Here is a 21974-nt window from a genome sequence, read left to right as displayed (position 1 = left end):
TTTCGGTTAGAATCGGGGCCGGCACTTCCCTCGGAGCGACACCATGGCCAACTGGGTTGTCTCTCTGGCCGGGCCCCGACGCGTCAGCCTGGAGCCCTGCCCCCCGGACCCGCTCGGCCCCGGCCAGGTCCGCGTCCGCACCCGCTACTCCGGCATCTCCGCCGGCACCGAGCTGACCCTCTACCGGGGCAGCAACCCCCGGCTCAGCAAAGACTGGGACGACGCCACCCGCATGTTCGTGCCCCGACAGGCCGCGCCCGCGTACCCGGTGGTCGGCTTCGGCTACGAGGAGGTCGGCGAGGTCGTCGAGGTGGCCCCGGACGTCGCCGACCGCCGGCCGGGCCAGCTCGTCTGGGGCATCTGGGGCCACCGGGCCGAGGCCGTGGTGGCCGCCGCCACGGTCACCCCGCTCGCCCCCGACCTCGACCCGCTCGCCGCGGTCTTCGCCCGCCCGGGCGCCATCGCGCTGACCGCCGTGCTCGCCGGCGACCTGCACCTCGGCGACTGGGTCGGCGTCTTCGGGCAGGGGGTGATCGGGCTGCTCGGCACCCGGCTCGCCGTCCTGTCCGGAGCCCGGGTCGTCGCGGTCGACCGGGTGCCGGCCCGGCTGGCGCACGCCACCGCGTTCGGCGCCCGCCGGGTGGTCGACGTCGCCGTCGACTCGGCCGCCGCCGTGCTGCACGCGGCCACCGACGGCCGCGGCGCCGATGTCTGCCTCGAGCTGTCCGGGTCGTACCCGGCGCTGCACGAAGCCATCCGCGCCACCACCCACACCGGCCGCGTCGTGGCCGCCGGCTTCTACCAGGGGTACGCCCACGGGCTGGGGCTCGGCGAGGAGTTCCACCACAACCGGATCCAGATGGTGGCGGCCCAGGTCTCCGGGCCCACCCCGGCGCCCGGCACGGCCGGCCGGTGGACCGGGCCCAGGATCGCCCACACCTTCATGGACCTGGTGGCCGAGGGCAGCGTCGACCCGCTGCCGCTGGTGAGCCACGTCGTCGACGCGGGCGCGGTGGCCGACGCGCTGGCGTTGCTCGACCGCGGTGACGATGCCGTCCTCCAAGTCGTGCTGAGGTTCTGATGGCAATTCCACTCGCCTGCCAGGAGCAGCTGCTCCCCGGCGGCAGCCTGTCCGACAAGTACGCCCTCGCCGTCTCGCTCGGCTACCAGGGCATCGAGCTGCGCGGCCGCGGCGAACTGGCGTTCGCCCGGCGGCTGCCCGAGCTGCGCCGGGCCCGCGCCGACGGCGTTGTGCTGCCCACCGTCTGCGTCGAGATGGACCACTTCATCGGTGACTTCGACCCGGAGCGGGCCGGGGACGCGGTGCGCAACCTCCGCTCCCAGCTCTCGGTGATCGCCGAGATCGGCGGGATCGGCGCGATGACCCCCGCCGCCTGGGGGATGTTCTCCCGCCGGCTGCCGCCGTTCGAGCCGCCCCGCTCGCCCGACGGTGACAGGCAGGTGCTCGTCGACGCCCTGGGTGAGCTGGGCGAGCACGCCCGCGCCGAGGGGGTCACCCTCTTCCTGGAACCCCTCAACCGGTACGAGGACCACATGGTCAACCGCCTCGACGAGGCAGTCGCCCTGTGCCGGGCGGTCGGCCTGCCGTCGGTGCGCGTGGTCGCCGACACCTTCCACATGAACATCGAGGAGGACGACGCGCCCGCGGCGCTGCGCGCGGCCGCGCCGTACCTGGGGCACGTGCAGGTCAGCGACTCCAACCGGTACCAGCCCGGCGCCGGTCACCTGGACTGGCCGGCGCTGCTGCGTACCCTCGACGACCTCGGCTACGCCGGCTGGCTGGCCGTCGAGTGCCGGCTGCGCGGCGAGCCCGTCACCGCCCTGCGCCAGGCGGCCGCCGTGCTCGCCCAGGCCCGCCCCCGGCAGGCCGCCGCATGAGCGAGCGCAGTGAGCGAATCATCGGGCGCAGTGCCGGGGAGCCTCATAGGGCTGCCAAGCGGAGCGAGGTGGCCGCATGAACGCCGGCACACCTGCCGAGTTGCGCCCGGGGGATCCCTCGGCTCGGGTGGCCGGTGCGGAACGCGCAGCCGCGCTGCGCCGGCTGGCGATCACCACCCTCGACGCCAACTGGGAACACGACCACACCGTGCCGTCGCGCACCCTCTACCCGCACCAGTGGAGCTGGGACTCGGCGTTCATCGCGGTCGGGCTGGCCCACTTCCGCCCGGACCGGGCCTGGCGGGAGCTGCGGACCCTGTTCGCCGCGCAGTGGGCTGACGGGCGGGTGCCGCACATCGTGTTCAACCCCGCGCTGCGGGCCGGCTCGTACTTCCCCGGGCCGGAGTTCTGGGACTCGACCCGCGCCGACGGCGCCCCCGCCGTGGCCACCTCCGGGATCGTCCAGCCGCCGGTGCACGCCCCGGCGGCCTGGCTGGTGCATCGCCGTGCCCCCTCCGAGGCGTCGGTGCGGGCGCTGCGTGAGCTCTACCCGCGGCTGGTCGCCCAGCAGCGCTATCTGACCGGGCGGCGCGACGTCGGCGGCGCCGGGCTGGCCGCCATGGTCCACCCGTGGGAGTCCGGGCTGGACAACAGTCCCGCCTGGGACGCCCCGCTGGCCGCGGTGCCCGCCGACCCCGACATCATGCGGGCGTACCGCCGGCACGACACCGCGCACGCCGACGCGGCGCACCGCCCCACGGACCTCGACTACGCGCGCTACGTGGCGCTCGTCGACGCGTACCGGGCGGGCCGCTACCGCGACGACGGGCTGCTCGGCCGGCACCCGTTCCTGGTGGAGTGCCCGCTGGTCAACGCGGCGCTCGGGCTGGCCGAGCACGCGCTGGCCCGGATCGCCACAGTGGTCGGCGCCGACCCGGGGCCGCACCGGGAACGGGCGGCCCGGATCACCGAGGCCCTGGTCGACCGGCTGTACGACCCGGCCACCGGCACCTTCCATCCCCGGGACGTACGCGCCGACCGGCTGATCCCGGCCCGCACGGTGCTCGGGCTGATGCCGCTCGTCCTGCCCGACCTGCCGGCCCGCCAGGTGCAGGCGGTGCTCGCCGAGGCGGGCTCACCCCGGTTCGGCCTCGCCGCCCGGATGGACCGCCCGCTGCCCACCTACGACCGCACCGCGCCGGACTTCGAGCCGCTGCGCTACTGGCGCGGCCCGAGCTGGCTGAACACCAGCTGGCTGCTGTGGCGCGGGCTGCTCACCCACCACCGCCCCGACCTGGCCGCCGGGCTGCGCGAGTCCATGCTGGCGCTGGTCGCCCGCAGCGGCTGCCACGAGTACTTCCACCCGGACACCGGGACGGGGCTGGGCTCGCCGGCGTTCAGCTGGACCGCCGCCCTGCTGCTGGACACCCTCGCCGAGGGGTGAGCCGCCCCGCTGGTATCCATCGGCTCATGGCGGACGGACGGGTCCGGGCCATACGCCCCGAGGACGCCGACCGGGTGCTGGCCGGCATGAACGACGGCGTACCCGCCGAGCGGAACCCGCCGCCTCATCCGGCCGGCACGGCCTCCGGCGGTCGCGAGGCCGGCCCGGCCGCGTTCTCCGTCGCCTCGCGCGGTGGCGGCGGCGCGGCCTCCTCGTCCTGGGGCGGCTCCGCCGTCAGCAGCTCGGCCGGCACCGGCTCGACCTCCACCCGGCAGTCGTGGAAGGTCGGCGCGCCGCCCAGGTCGGCGTCGCGGACGGCGGTGACCGCGTTGACGGTGGCCCGTCCCGGGCTCAGCCGCGCCCAGTACGCCTTGTAGGTGAAGGCCAGCCCGGGCCGCGTCGCGTCGTCCACGGCGACGGCCGCCAGGAACGCCCCCCGGTCGTTGTGCACCCGCACCGCGTCCCCGTCGGCGAGGCCGCGCGCCGCCGCGTCGTCGGGGTGCAGGTGCACCCGGGGCGGCCCGGTCCGCCGGGCGTGCCAGGGCAGCGAGGCGAAGGTGGAGTTCATCAGATACCGGCCGGCCGGGGCGATGAGCACCAGCGGGAACCGGCGGGCCAGCGCCGGGTCGGCGGCCTCGATCGGCGGGGTGTAGCAGATGACCGGATCCACCCCGTGCCGGGCCAGCGCCGGGTCGTGCAGCCGGGCCCGCCCGTCCGGGGTGGGGAAGCCGCCGTCGGCGTACGGCGCGGACCCGACCGCCACCCCGCTGGTCCGGGCGTACGTCCGCTCCCGCAGCTCCTCGAAGCTGACCGGCGCGCCGCGCAGGAGTTGCCGGGCCAGGTCCTCGTCGCTGTCCCGCAGCCGGGGATGGTCGATCCCGAGCGCCGCGGCGATCCGGCGGAAGATCTCGGTGTTCGGCAGCGCCTCGCCGGGCGCCCGGGTCACCGGCAGGTTGAGCGTCGTGTAGTGGTGCCCGTAGGAGGAGTGCAGGTCGAGGTGCTCGGGCTGCATGGTGGCCGGCAGCACCATGTCGGCGAAGTCGCAGGTGTCCGTCCAGCGTTGCTCCAGCACGACGGTGCACAGGTCGGCGCGGCGCAGGCCGGCGAGCAGCCGGTTCTGATCGGGGGCGGTGGCGGCCGGGTTGGCGTTGAACACCACTAGAGACGTCACCGGCGGGTCGGCCTCGCCGGTGAGCACGGCGGCGAGCCGGCTCATGTTCACCGACCTGGCCCGCGGGGCGGGCATGTCCGGTGGCCGGATCACCGGTCCCTCGTCGATCGGGTGGTGCCCGCTGGTCGAGACGAGCGCGCCCCCGCCCGGGTGCCGGAAGTCGCCGGTGACCAGGGGCAGCGCGCAGATCGCCCGGATCGCCTGGCCGGCGCCGTGGTGCCGTTGCAGGCCCAGCCCGACCCGGACGGCGGTCGGCCGGGTGGTGGCGATCCGCTCGCCGAGGCGGCGTACCACCTCGACCGGCAGGCCGCACTCGGCGGCCGCCCGCTCCACCGGCCACTCGCCGAGCCGGGCCGCCAGCTCCTGCCAGCCGACGGTGTGCGCCGCCAGCCACTCCTGATCCGCCGCGCCGGCGTCGAGGACGTGCCGCATCAGCCCCAAGGCCAGGGCCGCGTCGGTGCCGGGCAGCGGCGCGACGTGCTCGTCGCTGCGTGCCGCGGTGTCGGTGCGCAGCGGGTCGACGGTCACCAGGTGTGCGCCGCGCTCCCGGGCCTGCTGCACGAACGGCCACAGGTGCAGGTTGGTGGCGAGCGGGTTGGCGCCCCACAGCACGATCAGCCGGGCGTCCACGATGGATTCCGGCTCGAAGCCGACCGAGCCGCCGTAGATCGAGTACTGCGCGGCCCGCGCGGCGCCAGTGCAGATGGTGGTGTCCAGCCGCGACGCGCCCAGGTACGCGAAGAGCCGGGGACCCATCGTCCAGCCCTGCACATGGCCCATGGTGCCGGCGAAGTAGTAGGGCAGGACCGACTCCGGGCCGTCCCGGTCGATGCTGGCGCGCAGCCCGGCGGCCACCCGCTCGACCGCCTCGTCCCAGCTCGCCGGCCGGTAGGCGACCCGCCCGACGCCCTTCGGCCCGGTCCGGACGTACGGGGTGGTCAGCCGGTCGGGCCCGTTGACCGCGTCGAGGTAGCGGTTGACCTTGCCGCAGAGCGCGCCCCGGGTGAACGGGTGGTCGCGGTCGCCGCGCAGGGCGACGGCCCGGCCGTCCTCGACGGTGAGCTGCCAGACGCAGGTGTCCGGGCAGTCCAGCGGGCAGGCGCCGGGATGGGTGGTGCGGGCCATGCGGGCAGCCTACCGAGCAGGTCCGATAGCCTCGTGCGGCAGCCGAGCCGGGAGAGTGCCGTGCGTGAGATCGACAAGGTGGCCTGGATCCGGATCGAGGACGGCCGGGTGCTGTGCGCCCGGTCCCGGGGGAAGGACGTCTGGTACCTGCCGGGCGGGAAGCGGGAGCCGGGCGAGACCGACCTGGCGACCCTGGCCCGGGAGATCGCCGAGGAGTTGGGTGTCGCGATCGTGCCGGAGTCGGCCGTGCCGGCCGGCACGTTCACCGCGCAGGCGCACGGGCGCGCCGCCGGGACGCTGGTGCGGATGACCTGTTACGCCGCCGACTACCAGGGCACGCTGCGGCCGGCGAGCGAGATCGAGGAGCTGGCCTGGCTCGGCTACGCCGACCGGCACCGAGTCTCCCCGGCCAACCAGCTCGTCTTCGAGCACCTGCGGTCGACCGGCGCGTTGCGCTGAGCCCTGGTCAGCCGGGTAGCAGCCGGGCCAGGGCGTGCAGCGCGGTGCGGACGGTGCCCTCGTCGGCGCTGAGGCTGACCCGCAGGCCGGGCGGGGCGGCCCGCCGGGCGGCGAACTCGTCGGTGCCGGCGACCGCCACGCCGCGCCGTCGGGCGAGCGCGGTGACCGCTTCGGCGTCGTGGTCGAGGCGTACCCAGGCGAACGGGGCCGGCCCGGGGGCGGACACCCGGTCGCCGAGCAGCTCCCGGGCGAGTGCGGCCCGGCCGGCCAGCTCGGCGGCCCGGGCGGCGGCGAGCTGGTGGGCGTGTCCGCTCAGCACGAGCTGGGTGGCGACCTCGGCGACTAGCGGCGCGGGTGCCCAGGCGAGCGCCCGGGCGGCGGCGTGCAGCGGCGCGGTGAGCGCCGCCGGGGCGTACCGGTAGCCGATCCGCAGCCCGGGGGCGAGGGTCTTGGTGATGCCGGTCAGGTGGACCGTGCGGGCGTGCCAGGCGGCGACCGGTGGCGGCCGGTCGGGCAGCAGCGCGCCGAACGGGTCCTCCTCGATGACGGTGAGGTCGTGGGTGGTGGCGACGGCGGCGATCTCCCGGCGGCGTTCGGCCGGCATGGTGCGCCCGGTCGGGTTGTGCAGGGTGGGGTGCAGGTGCAGCGCGGCGACCCGGCGGCGGGCGCAGAGCCGGTCGAGGGCGTCCGGCCGGGGGCCGGCGGCGTCGCTGGGCACGGTGGCCAGCTCGACCCGGAGCTGCCGGGCGGCGGCGAGCAGGCCGGGGTTGGTCAGCTCGGTGGTGACCACCACGTGCCGGGGCTGGGCGAGGGCGGCCAGGGCGGCGGCGAGGCCGTGCTGCCCGCCGGCGGTGACCTCGACGGTGTCCGGGTCGGGCCGCCAGCCGGCGTGGGCCATCCAGCGGGCGCCGGCGATGCGGTGCCGGACCGCGTCGGCGTCCTCCGCGCCGACCGCGAGGGGGTCGGCGGCGATCCGGTGCAGGATGGGCGCGACGGCCCGGTGCACCGGTCCGTGGCCGGGCGGGTGCACGGCGGCCACGTCGAGCATCGGCGTGGCGGTCGGGGCCGGAGGGGCGGCGGCCGGCGCTACGAAGGTGCCCCGGCCGACCTCGCCGGTGAGCAGGCCGCGTCGGGCGGCCACCTGGTAGGCGCGGCCCACGGTGGCGATGGTGACGCCGAGCCGGCGGGCCAGTTCCCGCTGCGCCGGCAGCCGGTCGCCGGGCCCGAGCCGCCCGGCCGCGATGTCCGCGCCGATCGCGTCGGCGAGCGCCAGGTAGCGGGGTCCGGCCCCGGTCGGGGCCGCGGGTTCCCAGATTGTCACCGTGACAATCTAGTCTCCGCGCCCGGCTCACCGCCGCCGGATTGTCACCGTGACAATCCGGTCCGGCCGGGTTCCCGGGCAAGCGGCCGAGGCTGCCTCCATGACCGTCACCTCCGCCGCCCTCTGGCGGCACGCCACCTTCCGCCGGCTCTGGCTCTCCGACGCGGTCAGCACCCTCGGCACCCACGTCACCAGCGTGGCGCTGCCCCTCGCGGCGCTGACCGTGCTCGGCGCGGGGTCGGCCGGGGTCGCCGTGCTGACCGCCGCGACCACCCTGCCGTACCTGCTGCTCGGCGTCCCGGCCGGGGCGCTGGTGGACCGGCTGCCCCGCCGCGCGGTGCTGGTCACCGCCGACCTCGCTCGAGCCCTGCTGCTGGCCAGCGTGCCGCTCGCCTGGGCGGTCGGGCTGCTCAGCCTGGCCCAGCTGGTGGCGGTGGCGCTGCTCGCCGGCTGCGCCACGGTGCTGTTCGACGTGGCGTACTTCGCCGCGGTGCCGGCGGTGGTGCCGGCCGCGCGCCTCGCCGACGCCAACGCCCGCCTGGAGGCGACCCGGGCGGTCGGGCAGACCGCCGGCCCGGGCCTGGCCGGCGTGCTGGTCGGCGCCCTCGGCGCGCCGGTCGCCCTGCTGCTCGACGTGGCCAGCTTCGTCGCCTCCGCGCTCTTCCTAGCCGGCACGCCGCGGCTGGCCCGCAGCACCGGCCCCGGCACCGGCGGGGTGTGGCGGGACGCGGCCGGTGGGGTCCGCTTCGTGCTGCGGGACCCGGTCGTGCGGGCCCTGACCCTCTGCTCCGGGCTGACCAACCTCTGGCACGCCGGCTTCCTGGCCATGCTGCTGGTGTACGCGGTGCGCGAGCGGCACCTGCCCGCCGCCACGGTCGGCCTGCTGGTCGCCGGCGCCAACGTCGGCTATCTGCTTGGTGCGGCGGTGGCCGGCCGGGCGCGGGCCCGCCTCGGCGTGGGCCGGGCGGTCACCGGGGCGGCCGTGCTGCAGGCCGGCGCGGTGCTGGTGCTGCTGCCGCACCCGCTCGGGATCGGTGCCGGGCTGGCCGTGAGCGCCTTCGCCAGCGGCCTCTACAACGTCAACGCGGTGAGTCTCCGGCAGGCCGCCACGCCCCCGGCGCTGCTGTCCCGGATGACCGCGACCAGCCGGTTCGTCATCTGGGGCGCGATGCCGCTCGGCGCGGCCCTCGGGGGCGCGCTGACCGGGCTGCTGGGCGCGCCGGCATATCTCGCTCTGGCCGCGCTGGGCATGGGCGGAGCGGCGCTGGTCACCCGCTGCTCGCCGGTCTGGCGTACCCGGGACTTCCCGCGCCCGGAGGAGCCGACGGGCCCGGCGGAGGCCGATGCGGTGGTGCCCGTCGGGCGCTGATCGCCGTTTGCCCCGCCGGGTCGCGGGTACCCACCGACGGCTCCAGGTCGTTTCCGGTCAGCCAGGCGAGCTGGGGTCGTCGGCAACCCGACGGCGGGCCGGCGACGACAGGAGGGCGACGTGCGGTTTCCCCGATTCGTCGAGGCGGTGTCCCGCCGCGCCGAGCTGCCCACCGAGCAGGCGGCCACGATCTCCCGGGCGGTGCTGCAGACCCTCGCCGAGCGGGTGACCGGCAACGAGTCGGCGGAGTTGGCCGCGCAGTTGCCGGACGAGCTGGGCAGTTATCTCTCCGCGCCGGTCGGGCCCGCCGGGGGCGGGGGAGCGGTCGCCTTCGTGCAGCGGGTGGCCGAGCGGGCCGAGGTGGACCCCGCGGTCGCCGAGGTGGGCACCCGGGCGGTGCTCGTCACGTTGCGCGAGGCGGTGACGGTCGGCGAGTTCCAGGACCTCCTGGCGCAGCTGCCGAGGGGTTTCGACGCCATGGTGGACCCGATCCCACGCCCGCCGTACGATGTGTGAGGACGCTCCCCGGTGGACCGGGTTGAGCTCCGGCAATGGCACCGTTTGGCCGAAGATTCCACGGTTCGGAAGTACTTTCACCGGAAAATAACTCGCGAGTACTTCTTTACGCTGAAAATCGTCTTCGCGCTAGAGGGATGATCGGACGAATTCCGCCGTCCGAGGTTCCAGCCCGCCGTCCCCCCTTCGGCTCGACCTCCATCGATCCCCTTCCCATCGAGAAATTGAGTCTTATTCTGCATCCATTGTGAAGTCCTGGGGGGGATCATGATCACAAGCGTGGATCGCTGCGCGCCTGCCATCTGTGGGGAAACGTCAATCCCCTGACATGGCAAATTCTATGATCATCAATCGCTTCGGCGACGTCGCGGCGCGGCACGGTGATCGTCCGGCACTGCTCGGCGAGACCCACGAGGTCAGCTACGCCGAGCTGGCCGGCGCCGCCGGAGGCCACGCCGCCGCGCTCGCCGCCGCCGGCGTCCGACCCGGCGACCGGGTCGCCCTGCTCACCGCGCACGGCGCGCCGACCGTCGCGGCGCTCCTCGGCGCCCTCGCGGCCGGGTGCGCGTACGTGCCGCTGGACCCGGGGTTCCCGGTCGAGCGACTGCGCCACATGCTCGCCGCCGCCGGGGTCGACGCGATCGCCTGCGCCGCCGAGCACCGGGAACTGGCCAGCGGGCTCGCCGACGGCCGGACCGTGGTGCCGCTGGACGACGTGCCGCCCGCCCCGCTGCGACCGGTCCCGGTCGACCCGGACGCGCTCGCGTACGTGCTGTTCACCTCCGGCTCCACCGGGGTGCCCAAGGCGGTCGGGCAGACCCACCGCAACCTGGCCCACGTCGTCGACAACCAGATCGCCGCGCTGGCCATCGGCCCGACCGACCGGCTCAGCCTGCTCGCCTCGTTCAGCTTCGACGCCGCCATCCCGGACCTGTACCCGTCACTGCTCACCGGCGCCGCCGTGGTCCCGATCGATTTGCGCCGGCAGGGCCTCGCGTACGCCGTCGAGCAGCTCAACCGGCACCGGGCGACCGTCCTGCACTGCACGCCCACGGTCTACCGCTTCCTGCTCGACACCCTCGGCGACCGGCGGCTCGACGCGGTCCGGGTGATCCTGCTCGGCGGCGAGCAGGCCACGTACGCCGACGCGGCCCGCGGCCGGGACCGGTTCGCGCCCGACTGCGAGCTGGTCAACGGCTACGGCGCCACCGAGATGACCTTCGTCGCCCGGTACGCGCTGCCACTGTCCGAGGTGGACCCCGTCGCCACCGGCCCACTGCCGATCGGCGGCGCGTTCCCCGGCTACCAGCTGGATCTCGCCCCCGACACCGGCGAGATCGTGGTGCGCAGCCAGCACCTCGCCCCCGGTTACCTCAACCAGGACAGTGACCGCTTCACGGTGGAGGCCGACGGGGTGCGCGGGTACCGGACCGGCGACCTCGGCCGGCGGCTGCCCGGCGGCGAGCTGGTCTGCCTCGGCCGGCTCGACCGGCAGGTCAAGGTACGCGGGCACCGGGTCGAGCTGACCGAGATCGAGGCGGTGCTCGCCACCCAGCCCGGCGTGGCCGGCGTACGGGCGATCGCCCGCGACGGCGAGCTGCTGGCGTACGCCCGACCGGCCGACGGGACCCGGCCGGACACGACAGCGCTGCGAGCCGCCCTCGCCACGGCGCTGCCCCCGTACGCGCTGCCCCGCGCGGTGGTGGTGCTCGACGAGTTCCCGCTGACCGTGACTGGCAAGGTGGACGAGCGGGCCCTGCCCGACCCGGCCCGCGAGGTGCCCGCCGACGCCGCCCCCACCACCGACACCGAGCGGATCGTGCACGACATCTGGTGCGCGGTGCTCGGCCGGGACGCGGTCGCCCGGACCGACAGCTTCTTCGACGTGGGCGGGCAGTCCCTGCTCCTCGGCCAGGTGCAGCAGCGGCTGGCCGAGCACTTCGGGGTGCGGTTGCCGCTGCTGCGCCTGTTCGACCACCCCACGGTGGCCGCCCAGGCGGCGCTGCTCGACGCCCCGCCCGAGGCGGTGCGCGCGCCGGTGCTGCCCGTGCCGGCCGCCCCGGCCGCCGCGGCCCGCGAGTACACCGGCGACGAGATCGCCGTGGTCGGGCTCGCCGGCCGGTTCCCCGGCGCCCCCGACGTGGCCACCTTCTGGTGGAACCTGTGCACCGGCGTCGACTCCGTCCACGACCACACCGACGAGGAGTTGGCCGCGCTCGGCATCGGGCCGGGGCTGCGCAACGACCCGCGGCACGTACGGGCGGTCGGCCGGCTCGACGCGGTGGCCGACTTCGACGCCGAGTTTTTCTCGTTCGGCGCCGACGAGGCCGCCCGGACCGACCCGCAGCACCGCCTCTTCCTGGAGACCGCCTGGGAGGCCCTGGAGGACGCCGGGCACGATCCGGCGCGGTTCCCCGGCCTGATCGGCGTCTACTCGGCCGCCTCCGCCAACCGGTACTTCCTCTTCCACCTGCTCGACAACCCCGCGGTGACCGGTGACGTGGACCCGGACGACTGGGAGGCCCGGCTGATCGGCCGGCAGTTCACCGACCACCTGCCCGGGCAGGTCGCGTACCGGCTCGGGCTGACCGGGCCCGCCCTCGCCGCGCAGAGCGCCTGCTCCAGCTCGCTGGTCGCGGTCTGCCTCGCCGCGCAGAGCCTCGCCGACTACCAGTGCGACATCGCCCTCGCCGGCGGCGTCACCGTCACCTGGCCCCGACACCGGCACACCCCGGGCGGGCTGGCCTCGCCGGACGGCCGGTGCCGCGCCTTCGACGAAGGCGCCAACGGGTCCGGCTTCGGCTCCGGGGTGGGCGTGGTCGCGCTGCGCCGGCTCGCCGACGCGCAGGCCGACGGCGACCGGATCTACGCCGTCCTGCCCGGCTGGGCGATCACCAACGACGGCGCGGAGCGGGCCGGTTTCGCGGTCCCCGGCCCGGCCGGGCAGGCCGCCGCCGTCGCGAACGCGCTCGCCACCGCCGAGGTCGCCCCCGGCGAGGTCCGCTTCGTCGAGGGCCACGGCAGCGGCACGCCCCTCGGCGACGCCATCGAGGTCGCCGCGCTGCACGAGGTGTACGCCGGTGCCGCGCCCGCCGACTCCTGCGCGCTGGGCTCGGTGAAGACCAACATCGGCCATCTGGACGCCGCCGCCGGCATCGCCGGGCTGATCAAGGCGGTGCTCGCCGTGCGGCACGGCGTGATCCCGCCGAACCTGCACTTCACCCGCCCGCATCCGGAGATCGACCTGGCCGCCGGCCCGTTCTATGTGCCCACCAAGGCGCGGGACTGGCCGCAGGGCCCGCGCCGGGTGGCCGGGGTCAGCGCCTTCGGGCTCGGCGGCACCAACGCGCACGTGGTGGTGGAGCAGCCCCCGCCGGACGAGCCGCTCGACGCCCCGGGCGACGGTCCCTGGCTGCTGCCGGTGTCCGCGCGTACCCCGGCGGCGCTGCGGGCCGCGTTGACCCGGCTGCGGGTCCACCTGGCCGGCGCCGCCCCGGCGCTGCCCGAGGTCGCCGCCACCCTGGCGCTCGGCCGGCGGGCGTTCGCCCACCGGGCCGCCGTGGTCGCCGCCGACCTGCCGGCCGCGCTCGCCGCGCTGGACGTGCTGCTCGACACCGAGGCCCGGATCGCCGGCGACGGTGGCCCGCTGCGCGAGCTGGCGGCCGACTGGGTCGCCGGGCGGGACGTCGACTGGGACGTCCTGCATCCCGAGGGCACGGTCCGGCGTACCGGGCTGCCCACCTATCCGTTCCAGCGCCAGCGGTACTGGATCGACCCCGTGCAGAAAGGTCCGCGGTGAACTGGTTCGTCTCCGCCGGAAGCCGACCCCAGGCGCCGGTGCGGTTGTTCTGCCTGCCCTACGCCGGTGCCGGCGCCAGCGCGTTCCGACGGTGGCAGGAGGGGATCGGCCCGGACGTCGAGGTGCTGCCGGTGCAATTGCCCGGCCGGGAGAACCGGATCAGCGAGGACCCCCGCTTCGACGTCGCCGACGTGGCCGCCGCCATCGCGTCCCGGGCCGACCGCCCGTACGCCATCTACGGCCACTCGATGGGCGGCCGGGTCGGCTTCGAGGTGGTCCGGGAGCTGCGCCGGTCCGGCGGGCCGCTGCCGGCGCGCCTGTACGTCGGGGGCGCCCGGGCCCCGCACGTCGACGCGCCCAGCCTCTTCGACGGGCTGTCCCGGGTGGACGACGAGGAGCTGCTGCGCCGCCTCGGCGAGGGCGGTGGCCTCCCCGCCGAACTGCTGGACCATCCCGAGCTGGTGGAGCTGCTGCTGCCGCTGCTGCGGGCCGACTTCGGCCGGGTGGACAGCTACCGGTACGTGCCCGGCGAGCCGCTGCCGGTGCCGATCGTCGCGTTCAGCGGCGCCCACGACCGGGCGGTCACCCGCGAGCACAGCGCCGCCTGGGCCGAGCACACCGCCGCCGGGTTCACCCTCCGGGAGATCGACGGCGGGCACTTCTTCCTGCACGACCAGCTCCCCGAGGTGCTGGCCGCGATCCGCGCCGACCTGGCCGGCGCCCTGACCACCGAATCACCGGCCGGCGGCGGCGGGGTCGCCGCCCCGGGCGCGCACCGGGTGCCGCTGGGGGACACCGGCTGGTCGGTCTGGCGCGACGCCATCCTGCGTACCACCGGCTTCCCGGCCACCGGCCTCGACCTGTTCTCCGCGCCCCGGGCCGTCGCGGCGGCGGACGAGCTGCTCGCCACCGGGTCCGGCGAGGACCGCTACGACAAGGAGTTCGACGAGGCCGTCCGCGCCGCCGCCCACCGGCTCAGCGAACTGGCCACCGACCCGCTGCTGCGCGAGGCGGTGACCTGGCAGAACCGGGGCGCGCTGGTGGCACTGGACGGGCTGGTCCGCGGCGGCGGCGACGCGTCCCGCAACGTGCGGCGCCGGGACCGGGAACGGGCGCTGCTCAAGTACTGGCAGCGCTACTGCGGCAAGAACGAGACGGTCGGCTTCTTCGGGCCCAGCTGCTGGGTCACCCTCGACCCGCAGCAGCCGGAGACCGTGCGGGTACGCCCCGGCGCGCAGCTCACCGGCCGCCGCTGGGTGTGGTTCGAGTCGTGGGCGCTGGCCGCGTACGCCGACCGGATCGGCGCGGACCTGTCCGTGCGCCGCTGGTGGCCCCCGATGTTGCTGCCGCAGCTCGCCGTCCACGACCGGACCGTGCTGCGTCCCGGGCGCCCGCCGGTGCCGCTGTCCCCGGTGGAGGCCGCGCTGCTCGCCGCGGTCGACGGCCACCGGTCCGCCGCCGACCTGGTGGCCGACCCGGCTGTCGGGCTGCGCCGGCCCGAGGACGGGTACGCGCTGCTCGACCGCCTGGTGGAACGGGAGCTGATCACCTGGGATGCGGCCCTGCCGGTCAGCCCCGACGCGGAGCAGGTGCTCGCCGGCCGGATCGCGGCGATCGGCGACCCGGCCGCCCGCACGGCCGCCCAGGCCGGGTTCGACCGGCTGCGCGCGGCCCGGGACGCCGTCGCCGCCGCGGCCGGGGACCCGGACCGGCTGCGCGCCGCCCTCGACGCCCTCGACGCCACCTTCACCGAGCTGACCGGCGCCGCGGCCAACCGCCGGGCCGGGCAGATGTACGCCGGCCGGACGATCTGCTACGAGGACACCGCCCGCGACCTGGCCGTGGTGTTCGGCGCGCCGCTGCTGGCCGAGCTCGCCGCCCCGCTGGACGTGCTGCTGCGCGCCGCCCGCTGGATGGCCAACGCGTTGGCCGAGGCCTACGGGGAGGTGTTCCGGGGGCTCTACGAGGAGCTGCGCGCCGAGGCGGGCGACGGCCCGGTCGCCCTGGCGGACCTGTGGTTCCTGGCCCAGGGCCTGTTCTGGGGTGGCGGGCAGCGGCCGGTGGACGACGTCGCCGCCGACTTCGCCGCCCGCTGGGCCGGGCTGTTCGGGCTGGACACGCTGCCCCCCGGCACCACCGACGTGCGGCTGCGGGTGGCCGACCTGGCCGACCGGATCGACGAGGTCTTCCCCGGCACCCGACCGGACTGGTCCAACGCCGTGATGCACAGCCCCGACCTGCAGATCTGCGCCACCGACGCGGAGGCGCTGCGCCGGGGCGAGTACACCGTCGTCCTCGGTGAGCTGCACGCCGCCTGGTCGTCGTTCGACTGCGCGGTCTTCACCCCGTGCCACCCCGACGTCGAGCGGCTGCGCGCGGCGCTGGCCGAGGACCTGGGCCCGCGGCGGATCCGGCTGCTCTTCCCGACCGACTGGCCGCGCCGGACCAGCCGCACCTCGGAGTCGCTGACCGGCCCGACCGACCGGCACCTCGCCTTCCAGGCGGCCCCGGGCGGCGAGCCGGGCCGGGTGCTGCCCACCGTGGACCTCGCCGTCACCGACGTCGACGGGCAGCTCATCGCCACCGCCTCCGACGGGCAGCACTGGGCGCTCACCGAGATCTTCGCCGAGCTGCTCAGCGCGCACGCGGTGGACGGGTTCAAGCTGGTCGCCGCCGCCCCCTACACGCCCCGGATCACCCTCGACAACATGGTGGTGGCGCGGCAGACCTGGCGGACCACGGTGGAGGAGAGCGGCCTGGCCACCGCGACCGGCGAGCGGCAGCGGTTCCTCGCCGTCCGGGACTGGCGCCGCCGGCTCGGCCTGCCCGAGCAGGTGTACGTCAAGCTCGGCACCGAGACGAAGCCGTGCTTCGTGGACCTGGGCAGCCCCGCCTTCGCGAACATGTTCTGCGCCATGGTCCGAGCCGCCCGGGTCGACGGCGGCGACGGCGTGTCGCTGGTGGTCAGCGAGATGCTGCCCACGCCGGACCAGGCCTGGGTGCCCGACGCGGCCGGCCACCGCTACTTCAGCGAGCTGCGACTGCACATCGTGGACACGCCCGGGGAGGACGCGTGAGCCACCTGCTGCCGCTCGGGCAGACCGGCTGGTCGGTCTGGCGGGACGTGGTGCTGCGCACCGCCGGCTTCCCCGCGGACGGGCTCGACCGGTTCGCCGCCCCCGAGGCGGCCGCCGCCGCCGACGCGCTGCTCGCCGGCACGAGCAGCCCGGAGGTGTTCGACAAGACGCTGCGCGAGGCGTTCGACGAATCCTCGGCCGTGGCCTCCGAGCTGGCCGCCGACCCGCTGCTGCGCGAGGCGGTCACCTGGCAGAACCCGGACATGCTGGTCGCGCTCGACGGCTTGCTGCGGACCGACCCGGCGGTGCGCAACAAGCCCCGCCGCAAGCGGGAGATCGCCCTCCTGCGCTACTGGCAGCGGTACTGCGGCAAGGCGGAGACCATCGGGTTCTTCGGGCCGGTCTGCTGGGGGACCGTCGACCCCGAGGAGCCCACGGTCCGGTTGTCGCCCGGCCCGGCGCTGGTCGACCGCCGGAAGGTGGTCTTCGAGGCGTGGGCGCTGATCGCGTACGCCGACCGGCTCGCCGACGACCTGGCGGTGCGTCGCTGGTGGGCCCCGGCGCTGCAACCCCACCTGAGCGTCGAGGGGCGCCAGCTGCGCTGGCCGCTGCACCCGCCGATCGCGCTGACCCCGACCGAGGCCCGGCTGCTCGCCGCCTGCGACGGCCGCACCCCCGCAGTCGAGCTGGCCGAGCGGATGCGCGCCGCCGGCGAGGTGCACGGCGCCGACGACGTCTACCTGCTGCTCGACCGGTGGGTCGACCGCGGTCGGCTCAGCTGGGGCGCGAACCTGCCGGTCAGCCCGGACGCGGAGCGGGTGCTCACCGAGCGGATCGCGGTCATCGGCGACGACCGGGTGCGGGCCGAGGTGAGGGCGGGCTTCGACCGGCTCCGCGCGGCCCGGGACGAGGTGTCGGCCTCCGCCGGCGACCCGGACCGCCTCGGCGCCGCTCTGGCCGCGCTGAACACCGAGTTCACCGCCGTCACCGGCCGACCCGCCACCCGGCACAGCGGCCAGATGTACGCCGGCCGCACCGTCTGCTACGAGGAAACCAGCCGGGACCTGGAGTTCAGCGTCGGCGCCGACGTCCTGGACACGCTGGCCGCCCCGCTCGCCGTGATGCTCCAGACGGCCCGATGGTTCACCGTGGAGGTCGCCGCCCGGTGCGCCGAGCTCTTCGTCGAGCTGCACGACGAACTGGCCGCCGACGGCCCGGTGCGGCTGGCCGACCTCTGGCTGCTGGCCCAGGGCACGCTGATCGCCCCGGACGGCCCGATCGGCCAGGCCGGCGCGGCGTTCACCGAGCGGTGGACGCAGCTGTTCGGCCTGCGCGACCTGCCCGCCGACCAGGTGGAACTGCGGCTGCGCGCCGACGACCTGGCCGAGCGGGTCCGGCAGCTGTTTCCCGCGACGCGGCCCGGCTGGCCGTCGGCCCGATTGCACAACCCGGACGTCCAGGTCAGCGCGGCCTCCCTCGATGCGGTTGCTCGGGGCGACTTCCTGCTCGTCCTCGGCGAGCTGCACCCGGCCCACATCGCCTACGACAGCGCCGTCTTCAGCCTGTTCCACCCGGACCCGGCGGCGCTGCGGGCCGCCCTCGACGCCGACCTCGGCCCGGCCCGGCTGCGGGTGCTCTGGCCGGAGAGCTTCCCCCGGCGGACCACCCGCACCACGTACGCGCTGACCGGCCCCGGGGACCGCGAACTCGGCATCGACACCGCGCACGGCGCCGACGTCGACCGGCTGGTGCCGGCGACCGCGGTCACCGTGGAGCGCGCCGGCGACCAGCTCACCGCGGTCTTCCCGGACGGCACCCGCTGGCCGATCATGGAGGTCTTCGCCAGCCTGCTCGACTCGTTGCTGCTGGACGCCTTCAAGCTGCTTGACCCGGCGCCGCACACGCCCCGGATCACCATCGACCGGCTGGTGGTGGCCCGGCGTACCTGGCGCACCACGGCGGGCGCCTGCGGGCTGGCCGGGCACGCCGACGAGGCCGCCCGCTACCTCGCGGTACGCCGGTGGCGGGCGAGCACCGGCCTGCCCGAGCAGGTGTTCGTGAAGGTCGGCACCGAGATCAAGCCCTGCTACGTCGACCTGACCGGCCCGCTGTACGCGCAGTCGCTGTGCGCCATGGTGGACGCCGCCCACCGGATCAGCCCGGAGGTGCCCGTGGTGGTCAGCGAGCTGCTGCCGGCCCCGGCCCAGTCCTGGGTGACCGACGCGCAGGGGCGCGGCCACGTCAGCGAACTGCGCCTGCAGATCACCGATCCAGCCACGGGAGACCACCGGTGACCGACATCCTGACCGCCAGCGCCGCGTACGGCGAGGCACTGCCCTGGCCGGACGCCACCCTCGCCGACCTGATCACCGCGCAGGCGGCCCGCACCCCCGACGCGGTGGCCGTACGCCAGTGGGACGAGCGGCTCACCTACGCCGAACTCGTCGGCCGGGCCGCCGGGGTGGCCGCCGCGCTGCGCGAGCGGGGCGTCGGCCGGGGCGACCGGGTCGGCGTCTGCGGCACCCGCACCCCCGACCTGGTGGTCACCGTGCTCGGGGTGCTCCTGGCCGGCGGCTGCTACGTGCCCCTGGAGCCAGGCGGCCCGCGCGAGCGGCTGCGCGAGATCGCCCGCGACGCCGGCGTCCGGGTGGTGGCCGGCGACGCCGCGGCCGCCGAGTTCGGCGACGAGCCGGGCGTCGAGACGGTCGGGCTGCCCGGCCCCGCCCCGCTCGCGCCCTGCCCCGCGCGCCCGGGCGACCCGGCGTACGTGCTGTTCACCTCCGGGTCGACCGGCCGGCCCAAGGGGGTGCTCACCACCCACCGCAACGTGGTCGAGTTCGTCACCGGGGTCATCGCGCTGACCGGCGCCGACGCCGGCGTACGCAGCCTCGGCATCGCCTCGCTCGGCTTCGACGCGGCCACCATGGACCTGTTCGTGCCGCTGCTGCTCGGCGGCGCGGTGCAGCTGCTCGGCGCCGACGACCGGGCCGACCCGGCCCGGCTGGCCCGGTTCCTCGCCGCGCACGAGGTGACCTGGGGATTCATCACCCCGACCGTGCTCGCCCTGCTCGACCCGGCGGACGTGCCGTCCTGGCGGGTGGTGCTCTGCGGCGGCGAGGCGGTCCCCGCCGAGCTGGTCGCCCGCTGGGCTCCCGGCCGGCGGTTCCTCAACGGCTACGGCCCCACCGAGACCACCGTGCTGGCGGTCAGCGGCGACCTCACCGCCGCCGACGCCGACCCGGTGCCGATCGGCCTCCCGCTGCCCAACCACCGGGCGTACGTGGTGGACGCCGAGCTGCGCCCCGTGCCGCCGGGGGAGACCGGCGAGCTGCTGATCGGCGGGCCCGGCCTGGCCGACGGCTATCTCAACCGGCCCGGACTCACCGCCGAGCGGTTCGTCCCCGACCCGTTCGGCGACCGGCCCGGCGAGCGGCTCTACCGCACCGGCGACCTGGTCCGCCAGGCGCCCGACGGCCGGATCGTCTACCTGGGCCGGGCCGACCGGCAGGTCAAGATCCGCGGCCAGCGCATCGAGCTGGGCGAGGTCGAGGCGATGCTGGCCGGGCACCCCGGCGTCGACCGGGTCGCCGTGGAGGCGGTGCCCGGACCGGCCGGCACCGAGCTGGTCGCGTTCCTCACCCCGGCCGACGCCCCCGACGACGACGCGCTGCGGGCGTACGCCGGGCCCCGGCTGACCACCGCGATGCTGCCGGCCCGGACGGTGCGGCTGGCCGCACTGCCGGTCAGCCCGACCACCGGAAAGCTGGACCGGCCGGCGCTGCGCGCCCTGGCCCGGTCCACGGACACCCCGGTGGACGAGGTCGCCGGCGATGACCCGGTCGAGGCCACCCTCCGGCGGCTCTGGGCCCGGCTGCTCGGCGCGGCCCCGGGCCCGGACAGCGACTTCCTCGCCGCCGGCGGCAACTCGATCGCCGCGATGCGGCTGGTCGCCGCGCTCCGCGCCGAGCTGGGCCGGCAGGTCGACACCCGGGACCTGTTCACCGGCCGGACCTTCGCCGCGCTGGTGGACCGGGTCCGTGCCGCCGCCCCCGCCGGCGGTGACGGACTGACCACCGGCAACCCGCCCACGCTCTCCCCGCCGCAGCGGCGGCTGTGGTTCATGGACCAGCTCGCCCCGTCCAGCGCGCCCTACAACATCGCCGTCGCGCACCGGCTGCGCGGGCCGCTGGACACCGCCGCCCTCGGCGCGGCGCTGCGCGCCGTGGTGGAGCGCCACGACGTGCTGCGCTGGCGCATCCCGCAGACCGGCGGCGTGCCGTACGCGGTGTGCGAGGAGCCGACCGACGTGGCCGTGCCGGTGGTGGACCTGACCGGTGCCGCCGACCCCGAGGCGGAACTGGCCACCCTGCTGGCCGCCGGGGCCGGGCACGCGTTCGACCTGGCCACCGGGCCGCCCTGGCAGCTGACCGTCTACCGGGTCGGCGCCGACGAGCACGTCCTCGCCATGACCATGCACCACGCGGTCTTCGACGGCTGGTCCGAGGCGCTGCTCTACGACGACCTCGCCACCGCGTACGCCCGTGCGGTCGCCGGCGCGCCGCCGGCCCTGCCCGCGCTGCCCGCCACCTACGCCGACTACGCGGTGTGGCGGGCCGACCGGGACCGCCGCCGGGGCGCCACCGACCTGGCCTGGTGGAGCGAGCACCTGGCCGGCGCGCCGACCGTGCTCGATCTGCCCCGGGACCGGCCCCGCCCGGCCGTGCAGACGTACGCCGGCGCGGAGGCGGCGGTGGTGCTCGCCGCGGACGCCGACCGGGCGGTCCGCGAGCTGGCCGCCCGGCGCGGCACCACGGTCGCCGCGGTGCTGCTGGCCGGCTTCGGTGAGCTGCTGCGCCGGCTCACCGGGGCCAACGACCACGTGCTCGGCGCGATCGTCGCCGACCGGCGGCTGGCCGCGTTCGACGACGTCATCGGCTTCTTCATCGACACCGTGCCGGTCCGGGTCCGCAGCGGCGGCGCCAGCTTCACCGAGCTGGTGGACCGCTGCGCCGCCGAACTGCACGAGGTCACCACGCACCCCGGCGCACCGCTGGAGCGGATCGTCGAGGCGCTCGGCGTCGGCCGGGACACCTCCCGCGCCCCGCTGGTGCAGGTGCTGTTCAACGTGCTCAACTTCGTGCCGCCCCGCCTCGCCCTCGCCGGCCTGACCGTCGAGCCGGTGCCGGTGCCGAAGCCCGGCTCGCCCTTCGACATCACCGTCTACGTGGTCGAACGGGCCGGCCGGGCCGGGGTCGAGGTGGTGCACAACCCGGACCTGTTCGAGGCGGACCGGATCGAGGGGCTCCTGGCCGACCTGGCCGCCCTTGTCGGCGCGCTGGCCGCCGATCCGGACGCGCCGGCCGACCGGGTCGCCGCCGAGCTTCCGCGGCCGGCGGTCCGGGTGTCGGCCCTCGGCGCGATGACCGTCGCCGCCGCCGAGCCGGCGCGGGCCACGCTGCCCGTCGGGCCCGACGAGCTCACCGAAACCGAGGAGCTGATCGCCGGCATCTGGCGGGAGGTGCTCGGCAAGGACCGGGTCGGGGTCGGTGAGAACTTCTTCGACATCGGCGGCCACTCGATGGCCCTCGCCGCGGTGCACGCCCGGCTCACCGCGGCCACCGGCCGCTCCATCACCATGCTCGACCTGTTCCGCCACCCGACCGTACGGGCCCTCGCCGCCAGCCTCGACGGCACCGCCGACCGGCCGGAACTGGCCCGTGCCGCGCTGCGCGCCGCCGCCCGCCGCGGCCGGGCCCGCCGTACCCCGCCCCGACGACCACACCAGTGACGCCGC

12 protein-coding genes are annotated in these 21974 nt (G+C 76.2%); 10 read left to right on the top strand and 2 right to left on the bottom strand.

What is annotated here, in order from left to right; all coding sequences use genetic code 11:
• Positions 1-43: 43 nt before the first annotated feature.
• The 3 genes from A6A27_RS29615 to A6A27_RS29605 all read left to right on the top strand — a co-directional run bounded on the left by A6A27_RS29615 (position 44) and on the right by A6A27_RS29605 (position 3343).
• The gene (locus tag A6A27_RS29615; protein WP_073837940.1) at positions 44-1081 is read left to right on the top strand and encodes a zinc-dependent alcohol dehydrogenase; all 1038 of its coding nucleotides are present in this window, start codon (positions 44-46) and stop codon (positions 1079-1081) included.
• Positions 1081-1899 (top strand): sugar phosphate isomerase/epimerase family protein, encoded by an 819-nt coding sequence (locus A6A27_RS29610; RefSeq protein ID WP_073837939.1) that lies wholly within the window; start codon positions 1081-1083, stop codon positions 1897-1899. The genes A6A27_RS29615 and A6A27_RS29610 overlap by 1 nt, the downstream gene beginning before the upstream one ends.
• Positions 1900-1975: 76 nt before the next feature.
• Positions 1976-3343, top strand: a complete 1368-nt coding sequence (locus A6A27_RS29605; RefSeq protein ID WP_073837938.1) for an MGH1-like glycoside hydrolase domain-containing protein — start codon at positions 1976-1978, stop codon at positions 3341-3343.
• Positions 3344-3467: 124 nt separating this feature from the next.
• On the opposite strand, the gene A6A27_RS29600 is transcribed toward A6A27_RS29605, so the two are convergent.
• On the bottom strand, positions 3468-5639 hold the full coding sequence (locus A6A27_RS29600; RefSeq protein WP_083672964.1) for a molybdopterin-containing oxidoreductase family protein: 2172 nt from the start codon (positions 5637-5639) through the stop codon (positions 3468-3470).
• Positions 5640-5699: 60 nt separating this feature from the next.
• On the opposite strand from A6A27_RS29600, the gene A6A27_RS29595 reads away from it, so the two are divergent.
• Positions 5700-6098: an NUDIX hydrolase gene (locus tag A6A27_RS29595; protein WP_073837951.1), complete on the top strand. Its 399-nt coding sequence runs from the start codon at positions 5700-5702 to the stop codon at positions 6096-6098.
• 7 nt (positions 6099-6105) lie between these two features.
• On the opposite strand, the gene A6A27_RS29590 is transcribed toward A6A27_RS29595, so the two are convergent.
• Complete coding sequence (locus A6A27_RS29590; RefSeq protein WP_083672963.1) at positions 6106-7419, bottom strand: aminotransferase-like domain-containing protein; 1314 nt, start codon at positions 7417-7419, stop codon at positions 6106-6108.
• 100 nt (positions 7420-7519) lie between these two features.
• Between A6A27_RS29590 and A6A27_RS29585 the strand changes: the two genes are divergently transcribed.
• The 6 genes from A6A27_RS29585 to A6A27_RS29560 all read left to right on the top strand — a co-directional run bounded on the left by A6A27_RS29585 (position 7520) and on the right by A6A27_RS29560 (position 21968).
• Positions 7520-8788 (top strand): MFS transporter, encoded by a 1269-nt coding sequence (locus tag A6A27_RS29585; RefSeq protein ID WP_073837936.1) that lies wholly within the window; start codon positions 7520-7522, stop codon positions 8786-8788.
• Positions 8789-8908: 120 nt separating this feature from the next.
• Positions 8909-9304 carry a DUF2267 domain-containing protein gene (locus A6A27_RS29580; RefSeq protein ID WP_073837935.1) on the top strand — a complete coding sequence of 132 codons (396 nt, stop codon included), beginning with the start codon at positions 8909-8911 and terminating at the stop codon, positions 9302-9304.
• A 340-nt stretch (positions 9305-9644) separates the two neighbouring features.
• The gene (locus A6A27_RS29575) at positions 9645-13103 is read left to right on the top strand and encodes an AMP-binding protein (protein WP_241825512.1); all 3459 of its coding nucleotides are present in this window, start codon (positions 9645-9647) and stop codon (positions 13101-13103) included.
• Complete coding sequence (locus A6A27_RS29570) at positions 13100-16180, top strand: thioesterase domain-containing protein (RefSeq protein ID WP_073837933.1); 3081 nt, start codon at positions 13100-13102, stop codon at positions 16178-16180. Before A6A27_RS29575 ends, A6A27_RS29570 begins: the two co-directional genes overlap by 4 nt.
• Entirely contained in the window at positions 16177-18474 is a 2298-nt protein-coding gene (locus A6A27_RS29565; RefSeq protein WP_073837932.1) for a lantibiotic dehydratase, read from the top strand. Before A6A27_RS29570 ends, A6A27_RS29565 begins: the two co-directional genes overlap by 4 nt.
• Positions 18471-21968 carry a non-ribosomal peptide synthetase gene (locus A6A27_RS29560; protein ID WP_073837931.1) on the top strand — a complete coding sequence of 1166 codons (3498 nt, stop codon included), beginning with the start codon at positions 18471-18473 and terminating at the stop codon, positions 21966-21968. The genes A6A27_RS29565 and A6A27_RS29560 overlap by 4 nt, the downstream gene beginning before the upstream one ends.
• The last annotated feature ends 6 nt before the right edge of the window (positions 21969-21974 follow it).

This window comes from Micromonospora sp. CB01531, from assembly GCF_001905095.1.
Taxonomy (GTDB): Bacteria; Actinomycetota; Actinomycetes; order Mycobacteriales; family Micromonosporaceae; genus Micromonospora.
This window is presented reverse-complemented; position numbering and strand designations above follow the sequence as displayed.

Coding starts and splice junctions, on each gene's coding strand:
- A6A27_RS29575 (WP_241825512.1), top strand. CDS start 9,645: ATGATCATCAATCGCTTCGGCGACGTCGCGGCGCGGCACGGTGATCGT.
- A6A27_RS29610 (WP_073837939.1), top strand. CDS start 1,081: ATGGCAATTCCACTCGCCTGCCAGGAGCAGCTGCTCCCCGGCGGCAGC.
- A6A27_RS29585 (WP_073837936.1), top strand. CDS start 7,520: ATGACCGTCACCTCCGCCGCCCTCTGGCGGCACGCCACCTTCCGCCGG.
- A6A27_RS29605 (WP_073837938.1), top strand. CDS start 1,976: ATGAACGCCGGCACACCTGCCGAGTTGCGCCCGGGGGATCCCTCGGCT.
- A6A27_RS29615 (WP_073837940.1), top strand. CDS start 44: ATGGCCAACTGGGTTGTCTCTCTGGCCGGGCCCCGACGCGTCAGCCTG.
- A6A27_RS29600 (WP_083672964.1), bottom strand. CDS start 5,639: ATGGCCCGCACCACCCATCCCGGCGCCTGCCCGCTGGACTGCCCGGAC.